An 18,053-nucleotide genomic window follows, 5' to 3' on the forward strand; every position below is an offset into this window, starting at 1 on the left:
CATGAATCGGATGTACCTATTCATTAGAAAGAGACCTCGAACGTTTATCACATTGTTAAAATCAGATCTGCTAACGCAAAATACTGATTCAAATAAAGAAAAGCCCTTATCGAGAGTTCGAAAGAAGAGCATACTCCTGTCTGTCATACCTCTGCAGCGCGTTAGGCCGCAAAAGTCCCATATCAAGTAATTTTGACCCAAAATGTAAACATTATACGTCAAATGCGCGTATTCTATACGTTAAAATAGCGCTTGACATTTTAGTTCACTAAAGACATTGTGCCCATTTTAATACTGACATTTTATAATGATATCACATAGAGAAAGTCAAGTCAACAAAAGATTCATTTTTCTCCTAGACTTCCTTCAGCGCCCTAAATATGCGGTATCCCTTGTCCTTAGTCACCTCTTCGACATTGCCGAATATCGCTTCGAGCTTTGCCTCAGCAGATGGCGCGCCTTGTTTCTTCTGGATGACAACCCACATTGCGCCGCCTGGAGCAAGCAGCTTCGCGCCTTCCTCGAAGATACGATGCACGACTTCTTTCCCTGCCCGAATCGGAGGATTCGTAATGACGGTATCGAAGGTTTGTCCTATCACCTTTTCATAGATATCGCTTTGCAAGGCTACTGCATTGGTAACGCCATTCAGCCTCACATTCTCATTGGCGAGCCCAACCGCACGCTCATTAATATCGATCATCGTAACGACGCCTTTGGTCGCCAGCTTCGCTGCTGTAATACCAATGGGTCCGTAACCGCAGCCGACGTCCAGCACATTCGCATCTTCACGAAGCTCAAGTGCATCAAGCAATACTCTGCTGCCATAATCAATGCCCGTCTTCGAGAAAACGCCGGCATCTGTCATAAACCGCAGCTTATATCCACGGATCTCCGTTTCCAGCTGATGGCGATCATGCTCCGTTCCCGGTTTACGCGTATAGTAGTGGTCTGCCACGAAAGTTCCCTCCTTACCCTAAACGGTCCTATAAATTAAGGAAACCCCTTGAAGCAAGTGCTCCAAGGGGTTCGCCGCTATAAAGCGGATTATTACTTCACTTCTACGGAAGCGCCTGCTTCTTCAAGCTTAGCTTTAACAGCTTCAGCGTCTTCTTTGGAAACACGTTCTTTAACTGGCTTAGGAGCGCCGTCAACAAGGTCTTTCGCTTCTTTCAGGCCAAGACCTGTGATTTCGCGAACTACTTTGATAACGTTGATTTTGGAAGCACCAGCGTTGTTAAGGATTACGTCGAATTCAGTTTGCTCTTCAACAGCAGCTGCGCCGCCGCCAGCAACTACTGCAACTGGAGCTGCAGCTGTTACGCCGAATTCTTCTTCGATTGCTTTAACCAGGTCGTTCAGTTCGAGTACGTTCATGCCTTTAATGGCTTCCAAGATTTGCTCTTTACTCATGAGATAAACCTCCAATAATTTGTTTTGTTTTTGGTATTGAACTCCGGCTTGCCGGAAAGGAAATTAAGCTTCTTGTTTCTCTGCAACAGCTTTAACCGCAAGGGCGAAGTTGCGCATTGGTGCTTGAAGCACGCTGAGAAGCATGGAGAGCAAACCTTCTTTGGAAGGCAGGTCTGCCAGTGCTTTGATTTGATCTGCGTCGAATACTTGACCTTCAACAACGCCGCCTTTAAGTTTCAGAGCGTCGTTCTTCTTAGCGAAGTCAGCCAAGATTTTGGCAGGAGCAACAGCATCGTCTTTGCTGAATGCGATCGCCGTAGGACCAGCCAATACGGAATCCAATTCAGAAAGTTCTGCTTGAGCAGTTGCACGGCGAACCAGAGAATTCTTCAAAACTTGGAACTCAACGTTCGCTTCGCGCAATTGCTTACGAAGCTCAGTTACTTGAGCAACGTTAAGACCACGGTAGTCAGCAACAACTGTAGCGGAGCTCTCACGAAGTTTCGTTGTGATTTCTGCAACAGCAGCTTCTTTACCTTGAATGATTTTTGCGTTAGCCAAAATGTACACCTCCCGTTATGTTGTCAACATCCCGATCGAAAGCAGCGGAGTCCTTTTCCAGTCGGTGCATGAGAAAGGCCCCCGCAGACAGTGCGAAGGCCATGATGGTCCGTAAATCGCACCTGCCAATGCAGGCAGCGAACAAACACGTTTATCATAACACCTCGGTAGGAAATTAAGCCGCGCGGGCACCTACTGTCTTCGGTATGCATATTCGAATTTCAAAGTTGCGTTTTCTCTTAGCGGAATGCAGCTGCGTTTACACGCGCGCCAGGACCCATTGTCGAGGAAACAGCAATGTTCTTCAGGTAAACCCCTTTAGCTGCAGCCGGCTTAGCACGGTTCAGCGCATCGATCAGCGATTTCAAGTTCTCGCTCAGTTTCTCAGCGTCGAACGATACTTTACCGATTGGTGCGTGGATTTGACCTGCACGGTCAAGACGGTATTCAATCTTACCAGCCTTGATTTCTTGAACGGCCTTTGTAACGTCAAACGTTACTGTACCTGCTTTAGGGTTAGGCATAAGACCTTTACCACCGAGGATACGACCGAGTTTACCAACTTCAGCCATCATGTCCGGAGTTGCTACGCAAACGTCGAACTCGAACCAGCCTTGTTGAATTTTAGCGATTACGTCAGCGTCGCCAACATAATCCGCGCCTGCTGCTTCTGCTTCTTTAGCTTTGTCGCCTTTAGCAAAAACGAGTACGCGCTTTGTTTTACCAGTGCCGTGAGGAAGTACAACTACGCCACGAACAGCTTGGTCTTGTTTCTTAGGGTCTACACCCAGACGAACTGCTACTTCAACTGTTTCGTCGAATTTCGCAGTCGAGGCTTTCTTAACGAGCTCGATTGCTTCAAGAGCTTCGTATGTCGCCTCGGAATCAATCAGCTTTGCAGCTTCAACATATTTCTTACCGTGTTTAGCCATTAAAATTCTCCTCCTTGTGTGGTAGTAGCGGAAAATACTCCATGCGAAATGGAGATCCTCCCACCTAAGCGGAAACCGAGTTCCGCCCAGTCAGACAACGCCATCTGGCGTGTCTTAGTTGTTGCTGATGCGAATTAGTCTTCGATTACAACGCCCATGCTGCGCGCTGTACCTTCAACCATGCGCATTGCCGCTTCTACAGAAGCTGCGTTGAGGTCAGGCATTTTTTGCTCAGCGATCTCACGAACGACCGAACGTTTAACTGTTGCCACTTTCTTCTTGTTAGGCTCGCCGGAACCTTTAGCAATCTTAGCAGCTACGCGAAGAAGTACTGCAGCCGGTGGAGTCTTAGTTTCGAAAGTGAAAGAACGATCCTCGAATACTGTGATTACAACCGGGATAATAAGACCCGCTTGATCAGCTGTACGAGCATTGAACTCTTTACAGAACGCCATGATGTTTACGCCTGCTTGACCTAGCGCTGGACCGATCGGCGGAGCCGGATTCGCTTTACCCGCTGGAACTTGCAGTTTAACCAACTTGATGACCTTTTTTGCCATGATGAACACCTCCTTGCCGTAATAATCACATGTTCATACAAAGAAAGCACAAGGTCTATTAAACCTTCTCCACTTGACCGTAGTCAAGCTCTACCGGAGTTTCTCTGCCGAACATGTTGACATGTACCTTCAGCTTACTCTTGTCGAGCAGAATTTCTTCCACGGTTCCGACAAAATTAGCGAACGGCCCGACTTTAACACGTACCGTTTCCTTCAGATCGAATTCGATCTTCGGTTTCGGTTCATCCATGCCCATGTGTTTCAAAATCTGCTCCACTTCATCAGGCAAAAGTGGCGTAGGCTTTGAACCTGAGCCAGTTGAACCGACAAATCCGGTTACGCCGGGAGTGTTGCGAACGACATACCAGGAATCATCCGTCTGAACCATCTCGACGAGGACATAACCAGGGTAAACTTTACGCATGACGGTCTTTTTCTTACCGTCTTTGTTTACGACCTCTTCCTCCATCGGCACAAGCACGCGGAAGATCTTATCTTCCATGCCCATCGATTCAACACGCTTCTCCAAGTTCGCTTTTACTTTGTTCTCATACCCTGAATAGGTGTGAACAACATACCATCTTTTCTCCATCGTTTCCATCACAAGCCACCCTTGGCCCCTTCTTAAACAATCAGTTCAACCAATGCGGAAATCCCGATGTCAAGAACCCAGAAGTAAATTGTCACCGCTACAATCGTAAAGAAAACTACGAGCGTATAGCTTGTCAATTCCTTGCGGCTTGGCCAGCGGACCTTCTTCAGTTCCGCGAAGCTGTCGGTTAAGAAGGAAAAAGTCGACCCGAAGCTCTGCTTCAGTTTAGCTAAAAATGCCACGTCCACACCTCCAAAATGACCCTATCGAGTTTCGCGATGAGGAGTATGCTCGTTACAATACTTGCAAAACTTCTTCATCTCAATACGGTCAGGGTGATTCCGTTTGTTCTTGCTGGAAGCATAGTTTCTTTGTTTGCAGTTTGTGCAAGCCAACGTAATAATTACCCGCATTGCTGACACCTCCCGAACTAACCATAAATAAATAAAGTTTGAAGCATTTATGTGAATCTAGCCTGATTCAGAACCCATAATAAAAAAAGACCTATTTATTTAGGGCTACCAAAACACTTTATCACAAGCAATATACAGTGTCAACGGAAAACTGTTCCTGAACGCTGGTATATCACTTCCTGCTCGTTCACATAAGAGACGTAGACGACAACCCAAATAAGACGAACATTTCCATTTCCGCAATTGACATTATTGTCAAAGGAGAGGCAATTCAAACCACGAAAGACCCTCCCATTAAAAAAAGAGCCCCGAGGGCTCCCTATTTAAGACAATTAACTTCCAATATCACGCAGTTCCAGGTAACGCTCCAGCTTACGTTTTACGCGCTGCAGCGCATTGTCGATGGACTTTACATGACGGTCGAGATCGACAGCAATCTCTTGATAGGATCTTCCATCCAGATAGAGCATGAGCACCTTGCGCTCAAGATCGCTCAGAATTTCCGACATTTTATCTTCTAAACCAATGAATTCCTCTTGGTTAATAATCAATTCTTCCGGATCCGATACTCTCGTTCCGCAAATGACATCCAGCAGCGTACGATCAGAATCTTCGTCGTAGATCGGCTTATCCAGCGAAACATACGAATTCAGCGGAATATGCTTCTGGCGTGTGGCAGTCTTTATTGCCGTAATAATTTGCCGTGTTATACACAACTCAGCAAAAGCCTTGAAGGAAGCAAGCTTGTCCCCTTTAAAATCGCGAATCGCTTTATAAAGTCCAATCATGCCTTCTTGGACGATATCCTCGCGGTCGGCCCCGATCAAGAAATAGGAACGCGCTTTAGCCCGGACAAAGTTCTTATATTTGTTTATTAAATACTCAAGCGCTTCGCTGTCACCCTCGCGAACCGTCTCTACAATGTCCTCGTCCGTTCTGCAGTCATAGTCCAGCGTTTTCCATTCTCTGAGGTCGATGCTCACGAACAATCCCTCCGGCTCGAAAGGCGTACAATGCCCTTAACTTTCAGTAGCATAATCTATATACCGGCGCGCATTTGTTAATTCAATTAAGAGCATGCAGCAAACCTGGAAAAATCAATCTAGTACTAGTATCCACGATCAGAAACATAGACTCAGTATACATTATGTAACCTAAAGCAGTCAATGATAACGGCGCCTCGCGGCTGTTTATTATCTAGCAATTCTGGAATATCAAACCGAATTCTGCACGTTTCGGTAAATAGAGATTAAGCCCTTGTTAAGCTGGCTTTACGCTACAACTCGCCTCTTCGCATCTTTTCCAGCTTCATCCGAATATCCATCTTCAAATTGCTGTCGAGCTCATTCCTCACGCTCGCCTTTTGCTCCACTTTATGTTGAATGGCTTTGCGGCTCTGCTTGATCTCCGTCAACAACTCGCGCGCGGACTTACGAAGAGCACCTTTGCCGAAAATAACATGCTGCTCGATCATATCTGACGTAGCCACATGGATATTCCGACTTCGAAGCGCCATATCCGATGCAAGCCGCTCAATACAAGCATCGGCTGTTTCCTTCTCCTTCGTAAACACGACTGTCAGTCTGCGCTGCTTGAACGTTTTGCCGATGCCTGGCACTTGATGCGCGTCAAACACGACGATAACCGTCATGCCGGTAAAACCTTGATAGTCAGCGAGCATTTCCAGCAGACGGTCGCGCGCGTCCTCGAAGTCCTTGTCCCGCAATGCGGCAAGCTCCGGCCAAGCGCCGATCATATTGTACCCGTCGACAAGCAGTACATCGTCGCGCCGCTTCATTGGTTACCGAGCGGCAATGGCAAGGCGCTGACGCAGCACTTCGTACATAAGCACTCCCGCAGCAACGGAAGCATTGAGCGAATTGAGCTGTCCGTTCATCGGCAGCTTGATGAGAAAATCGCACTTGTCACGTATTAACCGGCCGATACCTTTCGCCTCGTTGCCGATTACGATCGCAAGCGGCATATCGAACTTGGTCGAAGACGCGTACACGTCCTGCTTCGCGCCAACATCCGCACCTGCTACCCAGATACCCGCTTCTTTCAGCTTATCGATGGTTTGTGCCATATTCGTAACACGCGCAACCGGAATGTATTCCACCGCGCCTGCCGATGTTTTGGACACTGTAGCCGTGAGCGATGCCGACCGGCGCTTCGGAATGATTACACCGTGAACTCCCGTACATTCTGCTGTCCGCAAAATCGAACCGAGGTTGTGCGGATCCTCAATCTCATCAAGCAGCAGGAAGATCGGCATCTCGCCGCTCTCTTTCGCCCGCGCGAGCAGCTCATCCACTTCGTAGTAGCGGTGTGCCGCCGCTTGCGCGACAACGCCTTGATGCGGAACGCCTTCGACCATCTGGTCCAGCTTGCGCTTATCGACCACCTGGACGATGATCCCCGCTTTCTTCGCTTCCATCATAATCGGCTGCGCGTTCTTCTGCGCTTGCTCCGCGATCCAGATCTTATTGATGTCGCGGCCGGAGCGCAGCGCCTCCATAACCGGGTGCTTCCCTGCAATCCATTCTTGTGATTCTTCTTGTTCACTCATACCCATAAAACTGAACCTCCTCATCTTCTGACTTATTCATTATGTCTGCCCGTTTGTATCTTCATTGAACGCGATCGCCATCAATTCGCGAATACGCGCAATCTGCTTACCGTAGTACAGGTAGCCAATCAAGCACTCCAGCGCCGTCGCTTGCTGATAGTGCGCCGGGTCGGCGTTCTTCGGCGCCGAGCCCGACTTTGCATTGCGCCCTCGGCGAACGATGTCCGCCTCGGCTTCCGTCAAGTACGGCTGCCACTTCTCCAGCAGCATGCACTGTGCCTTCGCCGAGACGAACTGCGTCGCCTGCCGGTGCAGATGGTTCGGCTTATGGTTCGGCAACGAGATCAAATATTGCCGAACGAGCACTTCAAACACCGCGTCACCGATATAGGCAAGCACGATCGGATTCAGCAGGTTGATCGGCTTCGTCGGCATATGAAACAACAGATTATCTTCTGCTAAAATATTGATATCCACCGGCTCCTTCATTACTTCCGCCGCCAACGAATGCCTTGAGGCGTATCTTCCAGCACGATGCCAAGCGCCGACAATTGGTCGCGGATTTCGTCCGCCCGCTTCCAATCCTTGTTCTTGCGCGCTTCGGTGCGCTGTACGATAAGTGCGTCGATATCCGCATCCAGCAGCTCTTCTTCTGTCTCAAGCAGACCCAGTACGCGGTTGAATCCTTCAAACGCTTCAAGCAGCAGGTTCAGCGCTGCTTGGGACGCAACTGGACGCTGCAAGTACAGGTTCGCCTCGCTAACCAGATCGAACATCGCCGTAATGGCATCAGGCGTGTTGAAGTCGTCATCCATCTTGGCGTTAAACTGCGCTTTGATGTCGCCGATTCGCGCTTCCAATGCCGGAACCGATTCATCCGGCTCGCTTACCGCGACAGACATGCGGTGCTTCAGGTTCGCAACCGAGTTCACGATCCGCTCTACGCTGTTCTCTGCTTGCGCAATCGTCTCATCACTGAAGTTGAGCGGGCTTCTATAATGCGCGGACAGCATGAAGTAGCGAATAACCGCCGGCTTGATTCGTGTCAAAATCTCCTGCACCGTAATGCCGTTGCTGAGCGACTTGGACATTTTCTCATTATTGATGTTAATGAAGCCGTTATGCATCCAATAGTTCGCCAGCGGTTTGCCAGTCACCGCCTCAGACTGTGCAATCTCGCACTCGTGATGCGGGAACTGCAGGTCATGGCCGCCGCCGTGAATATCGAGCGTATCGCCAAGATATTTGCGCGCCATCGCCGAGCACTCAATGTGCCAGCCCGGACGGCCTGCGCCCCACGGACTATCCCACTTGATCTCGCCTGGCTTCGCAGCTTTCCACAATACAAAGTCTTGACCGCTTTCTTTGCGTTCATCCACGCCGATACGGATACCGAGCTGCAGCTCCTCTAAGTTCTGATGCGACAGCTTGCCGTAGTCGGCAAACGTACTCGTGCGGTAATAAACATCCCCGCCGCTCTCATACGCATGGCCGCGATCCACAAGCTCGGCGATGAACGCAATGATCTCTTCAATGTGATCCGTAACACGCGGATTCAACGACGCCTTATTGATACGCAGGCCTTCGATGTTCTCCTTGAACGCTGCAATGAACCGTTCCGCCACTTCCGGCACCGTCGTGCCGAGCTGCTCCGCCTTCCGGATCAGCTTATCATCGACGTCGGTGAAGTTGACGACGTACGTCACTTCGTAACCGATATACTCCAGGTAGCGGCGCACCACGTCGAAGAAGATGGCAGGACGCGCGTTGCCGATATGAATGTAATCATAAACGGTCGGTCCGCACACATACATTTTCACTTTGCCCGGCTCAAGCGGGGTAAAGACTTCTTTTTCCCGTGACAGGGTATTATAAATTCGCAGGCTCATTTTCTCGCTTCTCCTCACGTGCTTTACGTTTCTCTTCCTCAAGCTCCAACCGCAGCATCATGACTTCCTTCTGCATCTCCCGGAGCATCTCAATAACAGGGTCTGGCAATTGCGTATGATCCAATCGATCACCGACACGCTCGCCGTCACGCTTCACTACGCGTCCGGGAATTCCGACAACGGTACTGTTAGGCGGCACCTCTCGCAGGACGACTGAGTTGGCGCCGATATTCACATTGTCCCCAACCTTGAAGGAGCCTAGAACTTTCGCCCCTGATGCAATAACGACATTGTTGCCGATCGTTGGATGCCGCTTGCCCTTCTCCTTGCCTGTACCGCCGAGCGTTACGCCTTGGTAAATGACGACGTTGTCGCCAATCTCGCACGTCTCCCCGATGACAATGCCCATTCCGTGGTCGATGAAGAGCTTCGATCCAATGGTCGCACCCGGATGGATTTCAATGCCTGTGAAGAACCGGCTCGTCTGGGATATAGCGCGGGCAATTGTGAACCATTTACGCTTATAGAACGCGTGCGCAATACGGTGCGCCCATATCGCGTGGAGACCAGAATAAGTGAAGATAACCTCCAGCTTATTCCGCGCGGCTGGATCGTTCTCAAGAATCGTTTCTATATCAGATCTAAAATGTCGAAACACGGCCGGAGTCCTCCTCTCAGACAGGGGTAAACAAAAAGCCTCCGCAGCCAATTGGCTGCAGAGGCGTGTATACGCGGTTCCACTCTGCATCGGAAATGATTCGCATGTAAATTCGCAGACCATCATTACCGTCTCAATAGCCCGTAACGAGGACCAAACGTCACCACCCACCCTGCTGATAACAGCAGTTCGGAGGCGCAGCTCCCAGGCGCAATGTCTATTCCGAGGAATGAGCAACTCCCAGCCATCATGCCGTATCCGAACCATATCGATTATGCTCCGGCTCCGTTTGAAGGTCGCCCTCTCTGTCAATTCCCGATTGAAATAAACGATCCTGTTCCAAGCCTTATAGGTGTTGCAAGCCTTCCGCTTGACAGCCGACAGAAATTAAAGTAACTCAAGTATAGCTTAGCGCCCGAGAACTGGCAAGTAGGGTAACTGCCCTGCTCCAGTTTCACGCCCCGCTTCCCGAACCCGCTCCAGATCCCTTGCTCTTAAGCCAAACGACCAGCAAGACGCTGTTCAACCTTCGCACGGCCAAGCAACGCGATTGATTGATTCAAGTCTGGTCCGTGCGTCTGTCCAGTAAGAGCAGCCCGGATTGGCATGAACAGCTGCTTGCCCTTGAAGCCGGTCGACGTCTGAACCGCTTTGATCGCCGCTTTAATGCCATCCACTTCGAATGCTTCGAGAGCCTTCACTTGCTCCAGGAACGCCTGCAGCACGACAGGGACTTGCTCCTCGGCAAGCACCGTTGCCGCTTCTTCCTCATCGGACGTTTCGCTGCTGAAGAACAGCTCGGTTAACGGCACGATTTCCGCTGCGAAACGCAGTTTATCTTGATAGAGCGCCACAAGGTCGCTTACCCATGCGCGTTCTTCGGCACTGAGTTCAGCCGGCATGCGGCCCGCTTCCTGCAGATGCGGCAAGCACAGATTAACGACGCGCGGCAGCTCTGTCTTCTTAATGTATTCATTGTTCATCCAAGCCAGCTTATTCGTGTCGAATACAGCCGGACTCTTGCTGAGGCGGTTCGCATTGAACACCTGGATCAGTTCTTCACTCGTGAAAATCTCTTGCTCGCCCTCCGGCGACCAGCCGAGAAGTGCAATAAAGTTAAAGAGCGTCTCCGGCAAGTAGCCGAGCTTATCGTACTGCTCGATAAATTGGATGATCGACTCGTCGCGCTTGCTGAGCTTCTTGCGGGACTCGTTCACGATCAGCGTCATGTGCGCGAATACCGGCGGCTCCCAGCCGAATGCTTCATAGATCATCAGTTGGCGCGGCGTATTGGAGATGTGATCTTCCCCGCGAAGCACGTGGCTGATCGCCATCAGGTGATCATCGAGCGCAACCGCGAAGTTGTACGTCGGAATGCCATCCTTCTTCACGATAACCCAGTCGCCAATGCCGTCCGATTCAAAGCTGATCTGTCCTTTGACCATATCATCGAATGTATATGTTCTGCCTTCCGGCACACGGAAACGGACGCTCGGAATACGGCCTTCCGCTTCGAACGCGGCACGCTGCTCATCCGACAGATCACGGTGTTTGCCGGAGTAACGAGGCATTTCGCCGCGAGCCGTCTGCTCTTCCCGCTCCTGCTCCAGCTCTTCTTCCGTGCAGTAGCACTTGTACGCAAGACCTTTGTCGATCAGCTCTTGCCAATATTGCTTATAGATATCAAGGCGTTCCGTCTGACGGTACGGGCCATAGCCGCCGCCGATATCAACGCTCTCATTCCAATCAATGCCGAGCCACTTCAAGTACTTCAGCTGACTCTCTTCGCCGCCAGCCACGTTGCGCTTTATGTCGGTATCCTCAATCCTGATAATGAATTCGCCGCCTAAATTACGTGCAAATAGATAATTAAATAAGGCCGTTCTCGCGTTGCCGATATGTAGATGTCCAGTCGGTGACGGCGCGTACCGCACTCTGATTGGTTGTGTCATGGTCGTCTAACTCCTCCCGTTAATCGCATTGTATTGCAGAATCATAGCACAACTTTTACAAGGCAGACAACAGACTGTGCGGCAATCCCTTCGCCGCGTCCCGTGAAGCCGAGCCACTCGGTCGTCGTCGCTTTCACATTCACCTGCGAGAGCTCTTCCGCCTCCAGCGCGCCTGCAATAATCTCGACCATATGCGGAATGTGCGGCGCCATCTTCGGCTTCTGCGCAATAATGGTTGCGTCAATATTGCCGAGCTTGTAGCCCCGCTCCTTGACGAGCTTCCAAATATGCTCAAGCAGCTTCAAGCTGTCCGCGTCTTTGAAGGCTGGATCTGTATCCGGAAAATGTTTGCCGATGTCGCCGAGGCCAAGCGCGCCTAGCACTGCATCACTTATCGCGTGCAGCAGCACGTCTGCATCGGAATGGCCGAGCAGCCCCTTCTCGTAAGGAATCGTCACGCCGCCGATAATGCACGGACGCCCCTCCACCAATTGATGCACATCAAAGCCTTGTCCTACTCGAATCATTTCTCTCTATCCCCTCTCCCGCTCCCGGCTTGCCAGCAGAAACTCTGCGTAAGGCAAATCCTCAGGTGTCGTAATCTTAATGTTCGTATATTCCCCTTCGGCGACGGAAACAGGAACGCCCATATGCTCGACCGCCGATGCATCATCGGTGCCGAGAAACCCGTCCCGCTCCGCCTGCGCAAGCGCCTGCTGCAGCAAGGAACGACGAAAAGCTTGCGGCGTTTGGATCGCCCACAAGCTTCGCCGGTCCGGTGTCGAAGTAATGACGCCGGTCTCATTCACTTGCTTTATTGTATCTTTAACAGGCACAGCCAGCACAGCCGCTTCCGTCTCTTCCGCTTTGACCATGCATCTGCGTACGGCATTTGCCGTTACGAGCGGACGGACACCATCATGGACCATGGCCCATTCGATGCCGCTGTCCAGCGCCTTAATGCCAATCGCTACGGAATGCTGACGCTCACTTCCGCCGACGAGCACCGATTTTACTTTGCTCAGCCCATACGCCGATACGAACTGCTCGCAGCGCGCTGTATCTTCCTTGCCTACAACGAGCACCACTTCGGCAATTTCGTCCATCGCTTGGAACCCTTCAAGGGTATGTACAAGAATAGGCTTGTCCTGCAAGAGCAAATATTGCTTGCTCTCCGCCGTGCCCATCCTCGTACCGCGGCCTGCCGCCACAACGACGACACCCCATTTTGCACCTGCTGCATCCATGCCTTCAACCGCCCTCGTGTTAATAGGATCGCTCGGAAAGTAAGCAATTCGCTTACAAACCCATCCCCTATCATACCGCTTTAGAGCGCTTTTTCCAACAGCTTCGGCTTCGCGAAAATCATCCGGCCCGCAGACGTTTGCAGCACGCTCGTCACGAGCACTTCCATCGTCGTACCGATGTAGTCACGTCCGCCTTCGACGACGATCATGGTGCCGTCATCCAGATACGCGACACCTTGTCCATGCTCTTTGCCGTCCTTGATGACTTGCACGACGATCTCTTCGCCTGGAAGAACGACCGGCTTCACCGCATTCGCAAGGTCATTAATATTCAGAACCGACACGCCCTGCAGCTCGCACACTTTGTTCAAGTTGAAGTCGTTCGTCACCACTTTGCCGTGCAGCACCTTCGCCAGCTTCACTAGCTTGCTGTCGACTTCGCCATCTTCTGCTTCGCCTTCATAGATCAGGACCTTCACATCGAGCTCTTTCTGGATTTTGTTGAGAATATCTAGACCTCTGCGGCCCCGGTTGCGCTTAAGCAAGTCCGACGAATCGGCGATATGCTGCAGCTCCTCGAGCACGAACTCCGGAATGACCAGCGTTCCTTCAATGAATCCCGTTTTGCAAATATCGGCGATTCGGCCGTCGATAATGACGCTCGTATCGAGAATTTTATGCTCCTCGTAGCTGCTTTCCTCGGATGCTTGCACCTGCGCGCTCTGACGCTCGGACAACGATTTGAACATCGATGCCATCTCTTCGCGCTTGTTCAGTCCAATTCGCATGCCCATATAACCAAGAAGAATGGTCAGTCCAATTGGGATAAAGATTCCCGGACCCGTCAAGCCCGACAGTGCCGGATAAATAAGTGCCGATAACGCCAGACCGCCAAGCAGACCGCCGCCGCCGGACAACAGCTCGCCTGTCGGCATCGCCGAAGCCCTCTCCGCACCTTGTTGCATCCATCTCAAGATGGAACCTGCCAAAACCGTTGCTGCCGCAAAGCCGCAAATTGCGCCAATGCCTACGTTCATGTAGTAGCCGCCTGAATGCTGCATAATACCATTAGTTGATTCCATAAAGCTCATGCTCCCATTAATGGAGCCATACATTTGAGCACCTAGAAATCCGCCGAACACGATTCCCACTAATTGAATCATTCGTTTCATCATATAAATCCACCTCCACTAACAATTATGTGCCAATTATTGTCACGTTAATCGCTCGTAAACCCAATCCATTAGAAATTATTAACTTGTCCCGCAAATCGGACAAAATCGCATAATTCGGTTTTGAAAAGCGAGCTTCGGAGGCTTATAATAAAAGTAAAGCAATTCCAATCCTGAAATGAGGTGGTACCCGATGAACGCACCAACATTGGAGCAGTTTCAGAAGCAGGTTTCAGAGCTGCTGCTGCGACATCGCAGCTTGCTGGACGTCATGTCAAAGTACGGGCAATCCGGTGCTTCCGCTAATCGCGCGGTAGCTAAAGCCGTTACGGAATGCGGATGTATTGAATTAAACGCGCGGAAGCAAGAATTTGCAGACGACTTCAATCTCGAGCAGGCCAAGACCAAGCTTCACCATCACATTTCAGGCGATCTGTGTGAGCATTGCAAGGAAGCCATTCAAAATGAGCTTGGGCGCAATATGTTCTACATGTCCGCCATGTGCAATTTGCTTGATATCAAGCTAGTTGACGTCATCGAACGGGAATCCGATAAATGCAGCACGCTGGGGTTATTTAACCTCACGTAATGTCACGCAGCTTACAATAACAGACCTTCAACATTTCACGTCGCCAAATAGCAAAAACCGCCTCGTCGCTCCGTAATGGAATCGACTAGGCGGTCTTTTTTTGTTTACGCGCTATGCGCTATGCTCGCTATGAACAGCTTCCTCTTGAAGCTGATTTTCCAGCATTCTCTTCCGTTTCCGGCTAGGGAGACGGCGATCAACGTTTTTTTTTAAGCCGTACAGTGCATAGAGCACGAGCGGGATAAAGATGATCTTCGATAAGTGGTGCGGGAACAGAATGCCGAGCACAACAGCGACTGCGACGACAATCGGTACAACCCATATCGCGTTCTTCGGAATGCCGAGCTTCTTGAAGTTTGGATAACGGACTGTGCTTACCATCAGGAACGACAGGATCAGCGTAGTCGCCATCAATACGGAAACAGCAATATCTTTGTGGAACAGCGCGAGTGTCGCGAGTACACCGCCTGCTGCCGGAATCGGCAAGCCGATGAAGTAACCCGGCATCCCCGAGATGACATTGAATCGTGCGAGACGCAGCGCTCCGCAGATCGGGAACAGTGCTGTAATAATCCAAGCCGGAGCTGGATTAAGCTCTTGGAAAGCGACGCTATACATAATAAAAGCCGGTGCAACGCCGAAGGAAATGACGTCGGACAAAGAATCCAGTTCTTTGCCGAACTCGCTTTGGGCGTTAAGCGCACGAGCAACCCGACCATCCACGCCGTCCATCAGCATTGCGATAATGACCATCATCGCAGCTACTTCAGGCTTTGCATTATCAGGGAATATAAGAATGATGGCGACGATGCCTAGAAATAAATTCGCCACGGTAAAAAGACTCGGTATTGACTTCGTGATCATTTGCTCCACCTCATCTTTACTATGCCCCAAAACCGCAATTTGCAGTATCGACGGCAAACTGAGAAAAAAACTTCCTGCGGAGTGTTAAAAGGGATGCATAAATCGGATTAATTGTAAGTGATACCCAAATTACGTCCGTCTGCATTCCCTCATTGTATGAGATTTAGATTTGCCTGTCAATGAACATCTGCTCTTGGATCCGTTTGAGCCCTTCCTTAATCGTACGCGCCCTTACTTCGCCAATACCGTCGACAGAATCGAGCTCTTCAATCGTCGCCATCAAAATATGCGGCAGGTAGCCGAACCGTTCAACTAGGTTGTTCATGATGACTGCCGGCAGGCGTGGAATACGGCTTAACAGACGATAGCCGCGCGGTGCGACCATCTCTTCCGATGCAGCGCTGAAGCCGCTGTAGCCAAGCAGCTTAATGATCTGAGGCAGCTCAAGCAGCTCTTCGGAGCTGAGCTTGCGGATGCTTGTGCGGATCTCGCGGATCCGATCCTCATGCGGATCTTTCACGTAGTCTTTGAGCAGGAACCATGCCTCTTCCTCAACACCGCCGACGAGCTCTTCCATCTGCATGGCGATAAGACGGCCCTCGGTACCCAGCTCATTCACATACTTCTTAATCTCAGTCTTTACGCGAATGACCATTTCCACCCGCTTAATGACATGCGCCACTTCCTGGAGCGTGACCATCTCTTCAAACTCCAGTGCGGACAGGTTGGTGAACGACTGGTTGAGCACCACTTTGTATTTCTCAAGCGTCTGAATCGCTTGGTTTGCTTTCGTCAGGATAACGCCCATTTCCTTGAGCGAGTATCTGAACTGTCCTTGGTACAGCGTAATGACGTTCCGACGCTGCGAGATCGATACGACGAGCTTGCCGGTCTGCTTCGCAACCCGCTCCGCGGTCCGATGGCGGATGCCCGTTTCGCTGGACGAGATCGAGCTGTCCGGGATGAGCTGCGTGTTCGCGTACAATATCCGTTTGCGGTCCTCGCTCAGAATAATCGCGCCGTCCATTTTGGCCAATTCGTATAAGTAGTTCGGGGAAAAGTCGCAGTTGATGGAGAATCCGCCATCAACGACCTCCATTACCTCTGGGCTGTAGCCGACAACGATCAGCGCGCCCGTCTTCGCCCGCAGCACGTTATCCAGTCCTTCCCGAAACGCCATCCCGGGTGCGACCATCTGAAGCAATTGATTTACGAAATCTGTTTGGTTTGTCTCTTTCATCCGTCCGTTTCCCCCCTCTATCCGAATGCTGCGGACAGCGCCTGCGCGACCGTCTCTACACCGATGATTTCAATGCCTTTCGGCGGGGTCCATCCCTTCAAGCTCTTGCTTGGCATTATGACCCGTTTGAAGCCCAGCTTCTGCGCTTCCTTCACACGCTGCTCCGCACGGGAAACGGCCCGCACTTCACCCGTAAGTCCAATTTCTCCGAAAAACACATCGAACGGCCGTGTCGGCGCGTCGCGGAAACTGGATGCAATGCTGACTGCCGCAGCAAGATCGACTGCCGGCTCGTCGAGCCTTATGCCGCCGGCGACGTTCAAGTACGCATCCTGCGTCTGCAGGAACATGCCCATCCGCTTCTCCAGCACCGCCACAATGAGCGTCATCCGATTATGGTCAATCCCTGTGGCCATCCGCCGCGGTGACGGGAAGTTCGTAGTCGCGACAAGCGCCTGCATCTCAACGAGCACCGGCCTCGTGCCTTCCATTGCTGCGACAACCGTAGAGCCGGATACGCCAAGCGGACGTTCGGACAAGAACAGCTCGGACGGATTGTTAACCTCCCGCAGCCCTTCCTCGCCCATTTCGAAGATCCCGATCTCGTTCGTCGAGCCGAAACGATTCTTGACGGCTCTTAGCAACCGGTACGTGTGATGACGTTCACCTTCAAAATAGAGCACGCAGTCCACCATATGCTCCAGCATGCGAGGACCGGCGATCGCTCCTTCCTTCGTCACGTGGCCGACAAGTACGGTTGCAATGCCTTTGATCTTCGCGACGCGCATGAAGTGAGCGGTACACTCCCTTACTTGCGAGACGCTGCCCGGCGCCGATTGCACGTTCGGATCGTACACCGTCTGGATGGAGTCGATGACGAGAAAATCGGGCTGGACCGATTCGATCGCATCGTTGATCTGCTCCATGTTCGTTTCGCACAGCACATACAGCATGTCGGTCAACGCACCGAGGCGGTCCGCCCGTAGACGTGTCTGCCGGACCGATTCCTCTCCGGATATGTAGAGGACCTTGAGGTTCTTGGAAGCAAGTGCATGCGACGTTTGAAGCAACAGCGTCGATTTGCCAATACCCGGGTCTCCGCCGACAAGAATAAGCGAGCCCGGTACAACACCGCCGCCAAGCACGCGATTGAGCTCCTGATTGGTTGTCTCAATCCGTTTCTCCTGACCACTTTCTATATGTATGATGGAACGCGGCTTTTCTTTCGTCTGAATGATCGGCGAGCCCATTCCTTGTGTTTTGACGACCGTTTCCTTCTCTTCCACCATCGTATTCCATTGTCCGCAGCCTGGGCATTTGCCCATCCATTTCGGTGATTCTGTGCCGCATTCTGTACATGCGAACTTAGTTTTAAGTTTTGCCATGAACGGCTCCTTATGCA

General features: G+C 51.2%; 22 protein-coding genes and 1 other annotated feature. Of the genes, 1 reads left to right on the forward strand and 21 read right to left on the reverse strand.

The annotated features are described in order from the left end of the window. Positions 1-355 precede the first annotated feature (355 nt). The 18 genes from A8990_RS23445 to A8990_RS23525 all read right to left on the reverse strand — a co-directional run bounded on the left by A8990_RS23445 (position 356) and on the right by A8990_RS23525 (position 13,961). The gene (locus A8990_RS23445) at positions 356-958 is read right to left on the reverse strand and encodes a class I SAM-dependent methyltransferase (protein ID WP_181909744.1); all 603 of its coding nucleotides are present in this window, start codon (positions 956-958) and stop codon (positions 356-358) included. Between the two features lie 92 nt (positions 959-1,050). Continuing rightward, positions 1,051-1,413: a 50S ribosomal protein L7/L12 gene (rplL, locus tag A8990_RS23450; protein WP_116191471.1), complete on the reverse strand. Its 363-nt coding sequence runs from the start codon at positions 1,411-1,413 to the stop codon at positions 1,051-1,053. Positions 1,414-1,476: 63 nt separating this feature from the next. After that, complete coding sequence (gene rplJ / locus A8990_RS23455; protein ID WP_116191472.1) at positions 1,477-1,974, reverse strand: 50S ribosomal protein L10; 498 nt, start codon at positions 1,972-1,974, stop codon at positions 1,477-1,479. A 61-nt stretch (positions 1,975-2,035) separates the two neighbouring features. Next, positions 2,036-2,197: a sequence feature (ribosomal protein L10 leader region), on the reverse strand. Between the two features lie 16 nt (positions 2,198-2,213). Further along, on the reverse strand, positions 2,214-2,906 hold the full coding sequence (gene rplA / locus A8990_RS23460) for a 50S ribosomal protein L1 (RefSeq protein ID WP_116191473.1): 693 nt from the start codon (positions 2,904-2,906) through the stop codon (positions 2,214-2,216). A 134-nt stretch (positions 2,907-3,040) separates the two neighbouring features. Further along, complete coding sequence (gene rplK / locus A8990_RS23465; RefSeq protein ID WP_090583195.1) at positions 3,041-3,466, reverse strand: 50S ribosomal protein L11; 426 nt, start codon at positions 3,464-3,466, stop codon at positions 3,041-3,043. Positions 3,467-3,524: 58 nt separating this feature from the next. Then, positions 3,525-4,058 (reverse strand): transcription termination/antitermination protein NusG, encoded by a 534-nt coding sequence (nusG, locus tag A8990_RS23470; RefSeq protein ID WP_116191494.1) that lies wholly within the window; start codon positions 4,056-4,058, stop codon positions 3,525-3,527. Positions 4,059-4,090: 32 nt separating this feature from the next. Next, positions 4,091-4,300, reverse strand: a complete 210-nt coding sequence (secE, locus tag A8990_RS23475) for a preprotein translocase subunit SecE (protein WP_090583193.1) — start codon at positions 4,298-4,300, stop codon at positions 4,091-4,093. A gap of 21 nt (positions 4,301-4,321) precedes the next feature. Next, positions 4,322-4,471 carry a 50S ribosomal protein L33 gene (rpmG, locus tag A8990_RS23480; RefSeq protein ID WP_090583192.1) on the reverse strand — a complete coding sequence of 50 codons (150 nt, stop codon included), beginning with the start codon at positions 4,469-4,471 and terminating at the stop codon, positions 4,322-4,324. Positions 4,472-4,803: 332 nt separating this feature from the next. Further along, positions 4,804-5,454, reverse strand: a complete 651-nt coding sequence (gene sigH / locus A8990_RS23485) for an RNA polymerase sporulation sigma factor SigH (protein WP_090583188.1) — start codon at positions 5,452-5,454, stop codon at positions 4,804-4,806. A 293-nt stretch (positions 5,455-5,747) separates the two neighbouring features. Next, positions 5,748-6,269, reverse strand: a complete 522-nt coding sequence (locus tag A8990_RS23490; protein WP_116191474.1) for an NYN domain-containing protein — start codon at positions 6,267-6,269, stop codon at positions 5,748-5,750. 3 nt (positions 6,270-6,272) lie between these two features. After that, positions 6,273-7,046, reverse strand: coding sequence for a 23S rRNA (guanosine(2251)-2'-O)-methyltransferase RlmB (rlmB, locus tag A8990_RS23495; RefSeq protein ID WP_425463927.1), 774 nt, complete (start codon positions 7,044-7,046; stop codon positions 6,273-6,275). Positions 7,047-7,079: 33 nt separating this feature from the next. Next, positions 7,080-7,529 (reverse strand): Mini-ribonuclease 3, encoded by a 450-nt coding sequence (locus A8990_RS23500; RefSeq protein WP_116191475.1) that lies wholly within the window; start codon positions 7,527-7,529, stop codon positions 7,080-7,082. Beyond that, on the reverse strand, positions 7,529-8,929 hold the full coding sequence (cysS, locus tag A8990_RS23505) for a cysteine--tRNA ligase (protein ID WP_116191476.1): 1,401 nt from the start codon (positions 8,927-8,929) through the stop codon (positions 7,529-7,531). Before cysS ends, A8990_RS23500 begins: the two co-directional genes overlap by 1 nt. Further along, positions 8,910-9,587 (reverse strand): serine O-acetyltransferase EpsC, encoded by a 678-nt coding sequence (epsC, locus tag A8990_RS23510; RefSeq protein ID WP_181909745.1) that lies wholly within the window; start codon positions 9,585-9,587, stop codon positions 8,910-8,912. The genes cysS and epsC overlap by 20 nt, the downstream gene beginning before the upstream one ends. Positions 9,588-10,081: 494 nt before the next feature. After that, positions 10,082-11,539, reverse strand: coding sequence for a glutamate--tRNA ligase (gene gltX, locus A8990_RS23515; protein WP_116191477.1), 1,458 nt, complete (start codon positions 11,537-11,539; stop codon positions 10,082-10,084). Between the two features lie 41 nt (positions 11,540-11,580). Then, entirely contained in the window at positions 11,581-12,066 is a 486-nt protein-coding gene (gene ispF / locus A8990_RS32275; protein WP_245996166.1) for a 2-C-methyl-D-erythritol 2,4-cyclodiphosphate synthase, read from the reverse strand. 6 nt (positions 12,067-12,072) lie between these two features. Continuing rightward, complete coding sequence (ispD, locus tag A8990_RS32280; protein WP_245996167.1) at positions 12,073-12,786, reverse strand: 2-C-methyl-D-erythritol 4-phosphate cytidylyltransferase; 714 nt, start codon at positions 12,784-12,786, stop codon at positions 12,073-12,075. An 80-nt stretch (positions 12,787-12,866) separates the two neighbouring features. Further along, on the reverse strand, positions 12,867-13,961 hold the full coding sequence (locus A8990_RS23525; protein WP_116191478.1) for a PIN/TRAM domain-containing protein: 1,095 nt from the start codon (positions 13,959-13,961) through the stop codon (positions 12,867-12,869). Between the two features lie 190 nt (positions 13,962-14,151). Between A8990_RS23525 and A8990_RS23530 the strand changes: the two genes are divergently transcribed. Beyond that, complete coding sequence (locus A8990_RS23530) at positions 14,152-14,547, forward strand: nucleoside triphosphate pyrophosphohydrolase family protein (protein ID WP_116191479.1); 396 nt, start codon at positions 14,152-14,154, stop codon at positions 14,545-14,547. A 111-nt stretch (positions 14,548-14,658) separates the two neighbouring features. On the opposite strand, the gene pssA is transcribed toward A8990_RS23530, so the two are convergent. The 3 genes from pssA to radA form a co-directional block, all read right to left on the reverse strand. Further along, positions 14,659-15,411, reverse strand: a complete 753-nt coding sequence (gene pssA / locus A8990_RS23535; protein ID WP_116191480.1) for a CDP-diacylglycerol--serine O-phosphatidyltransferase — start codon at positions 15,409-15,411, stop codon at positions 14,659-14,661. A gap of 163 nt (positions 15,412-15,574) precedes the next feature. Next, the gene (gene disA / locus A8990_RS23540) at positions 15,575-16,651 is read right to left on the reverse strand and encodes a DNA integrity scanning diadenylate cyclase DisA (RefSeq protein WP_116191481.1); all 1,077 of its coding nucleotides are present in this window, start codon (positions 16,649-16,651) and stop codon (positions 15,575-15,577) included. 17 nt (positions 16,652-16,668) lie between these two features. Beyond that, a complete protein-coding gene (gene radA / locus A8990_RS23545; RefSeq protein WP_116191482.1) occupies positions 16,669-18,036 on the reverse strand; it encodes a DNA repair protein RadA in 1,368 nt (455 codons plus the stop codon). Positions 18,037-18,053 lie beyond the last annotated feature (17 nt).

The sequence above is a fragment of the Paenibacillus taihuensis genome, assembly GCF_003386535.1.
Lineage (GTDB): Bacteria > Bacillota > Bacilli > Paenibacillales > Paenibacillaceae > Paenibacillus_Z > Paenibacillus_Z taihuensis.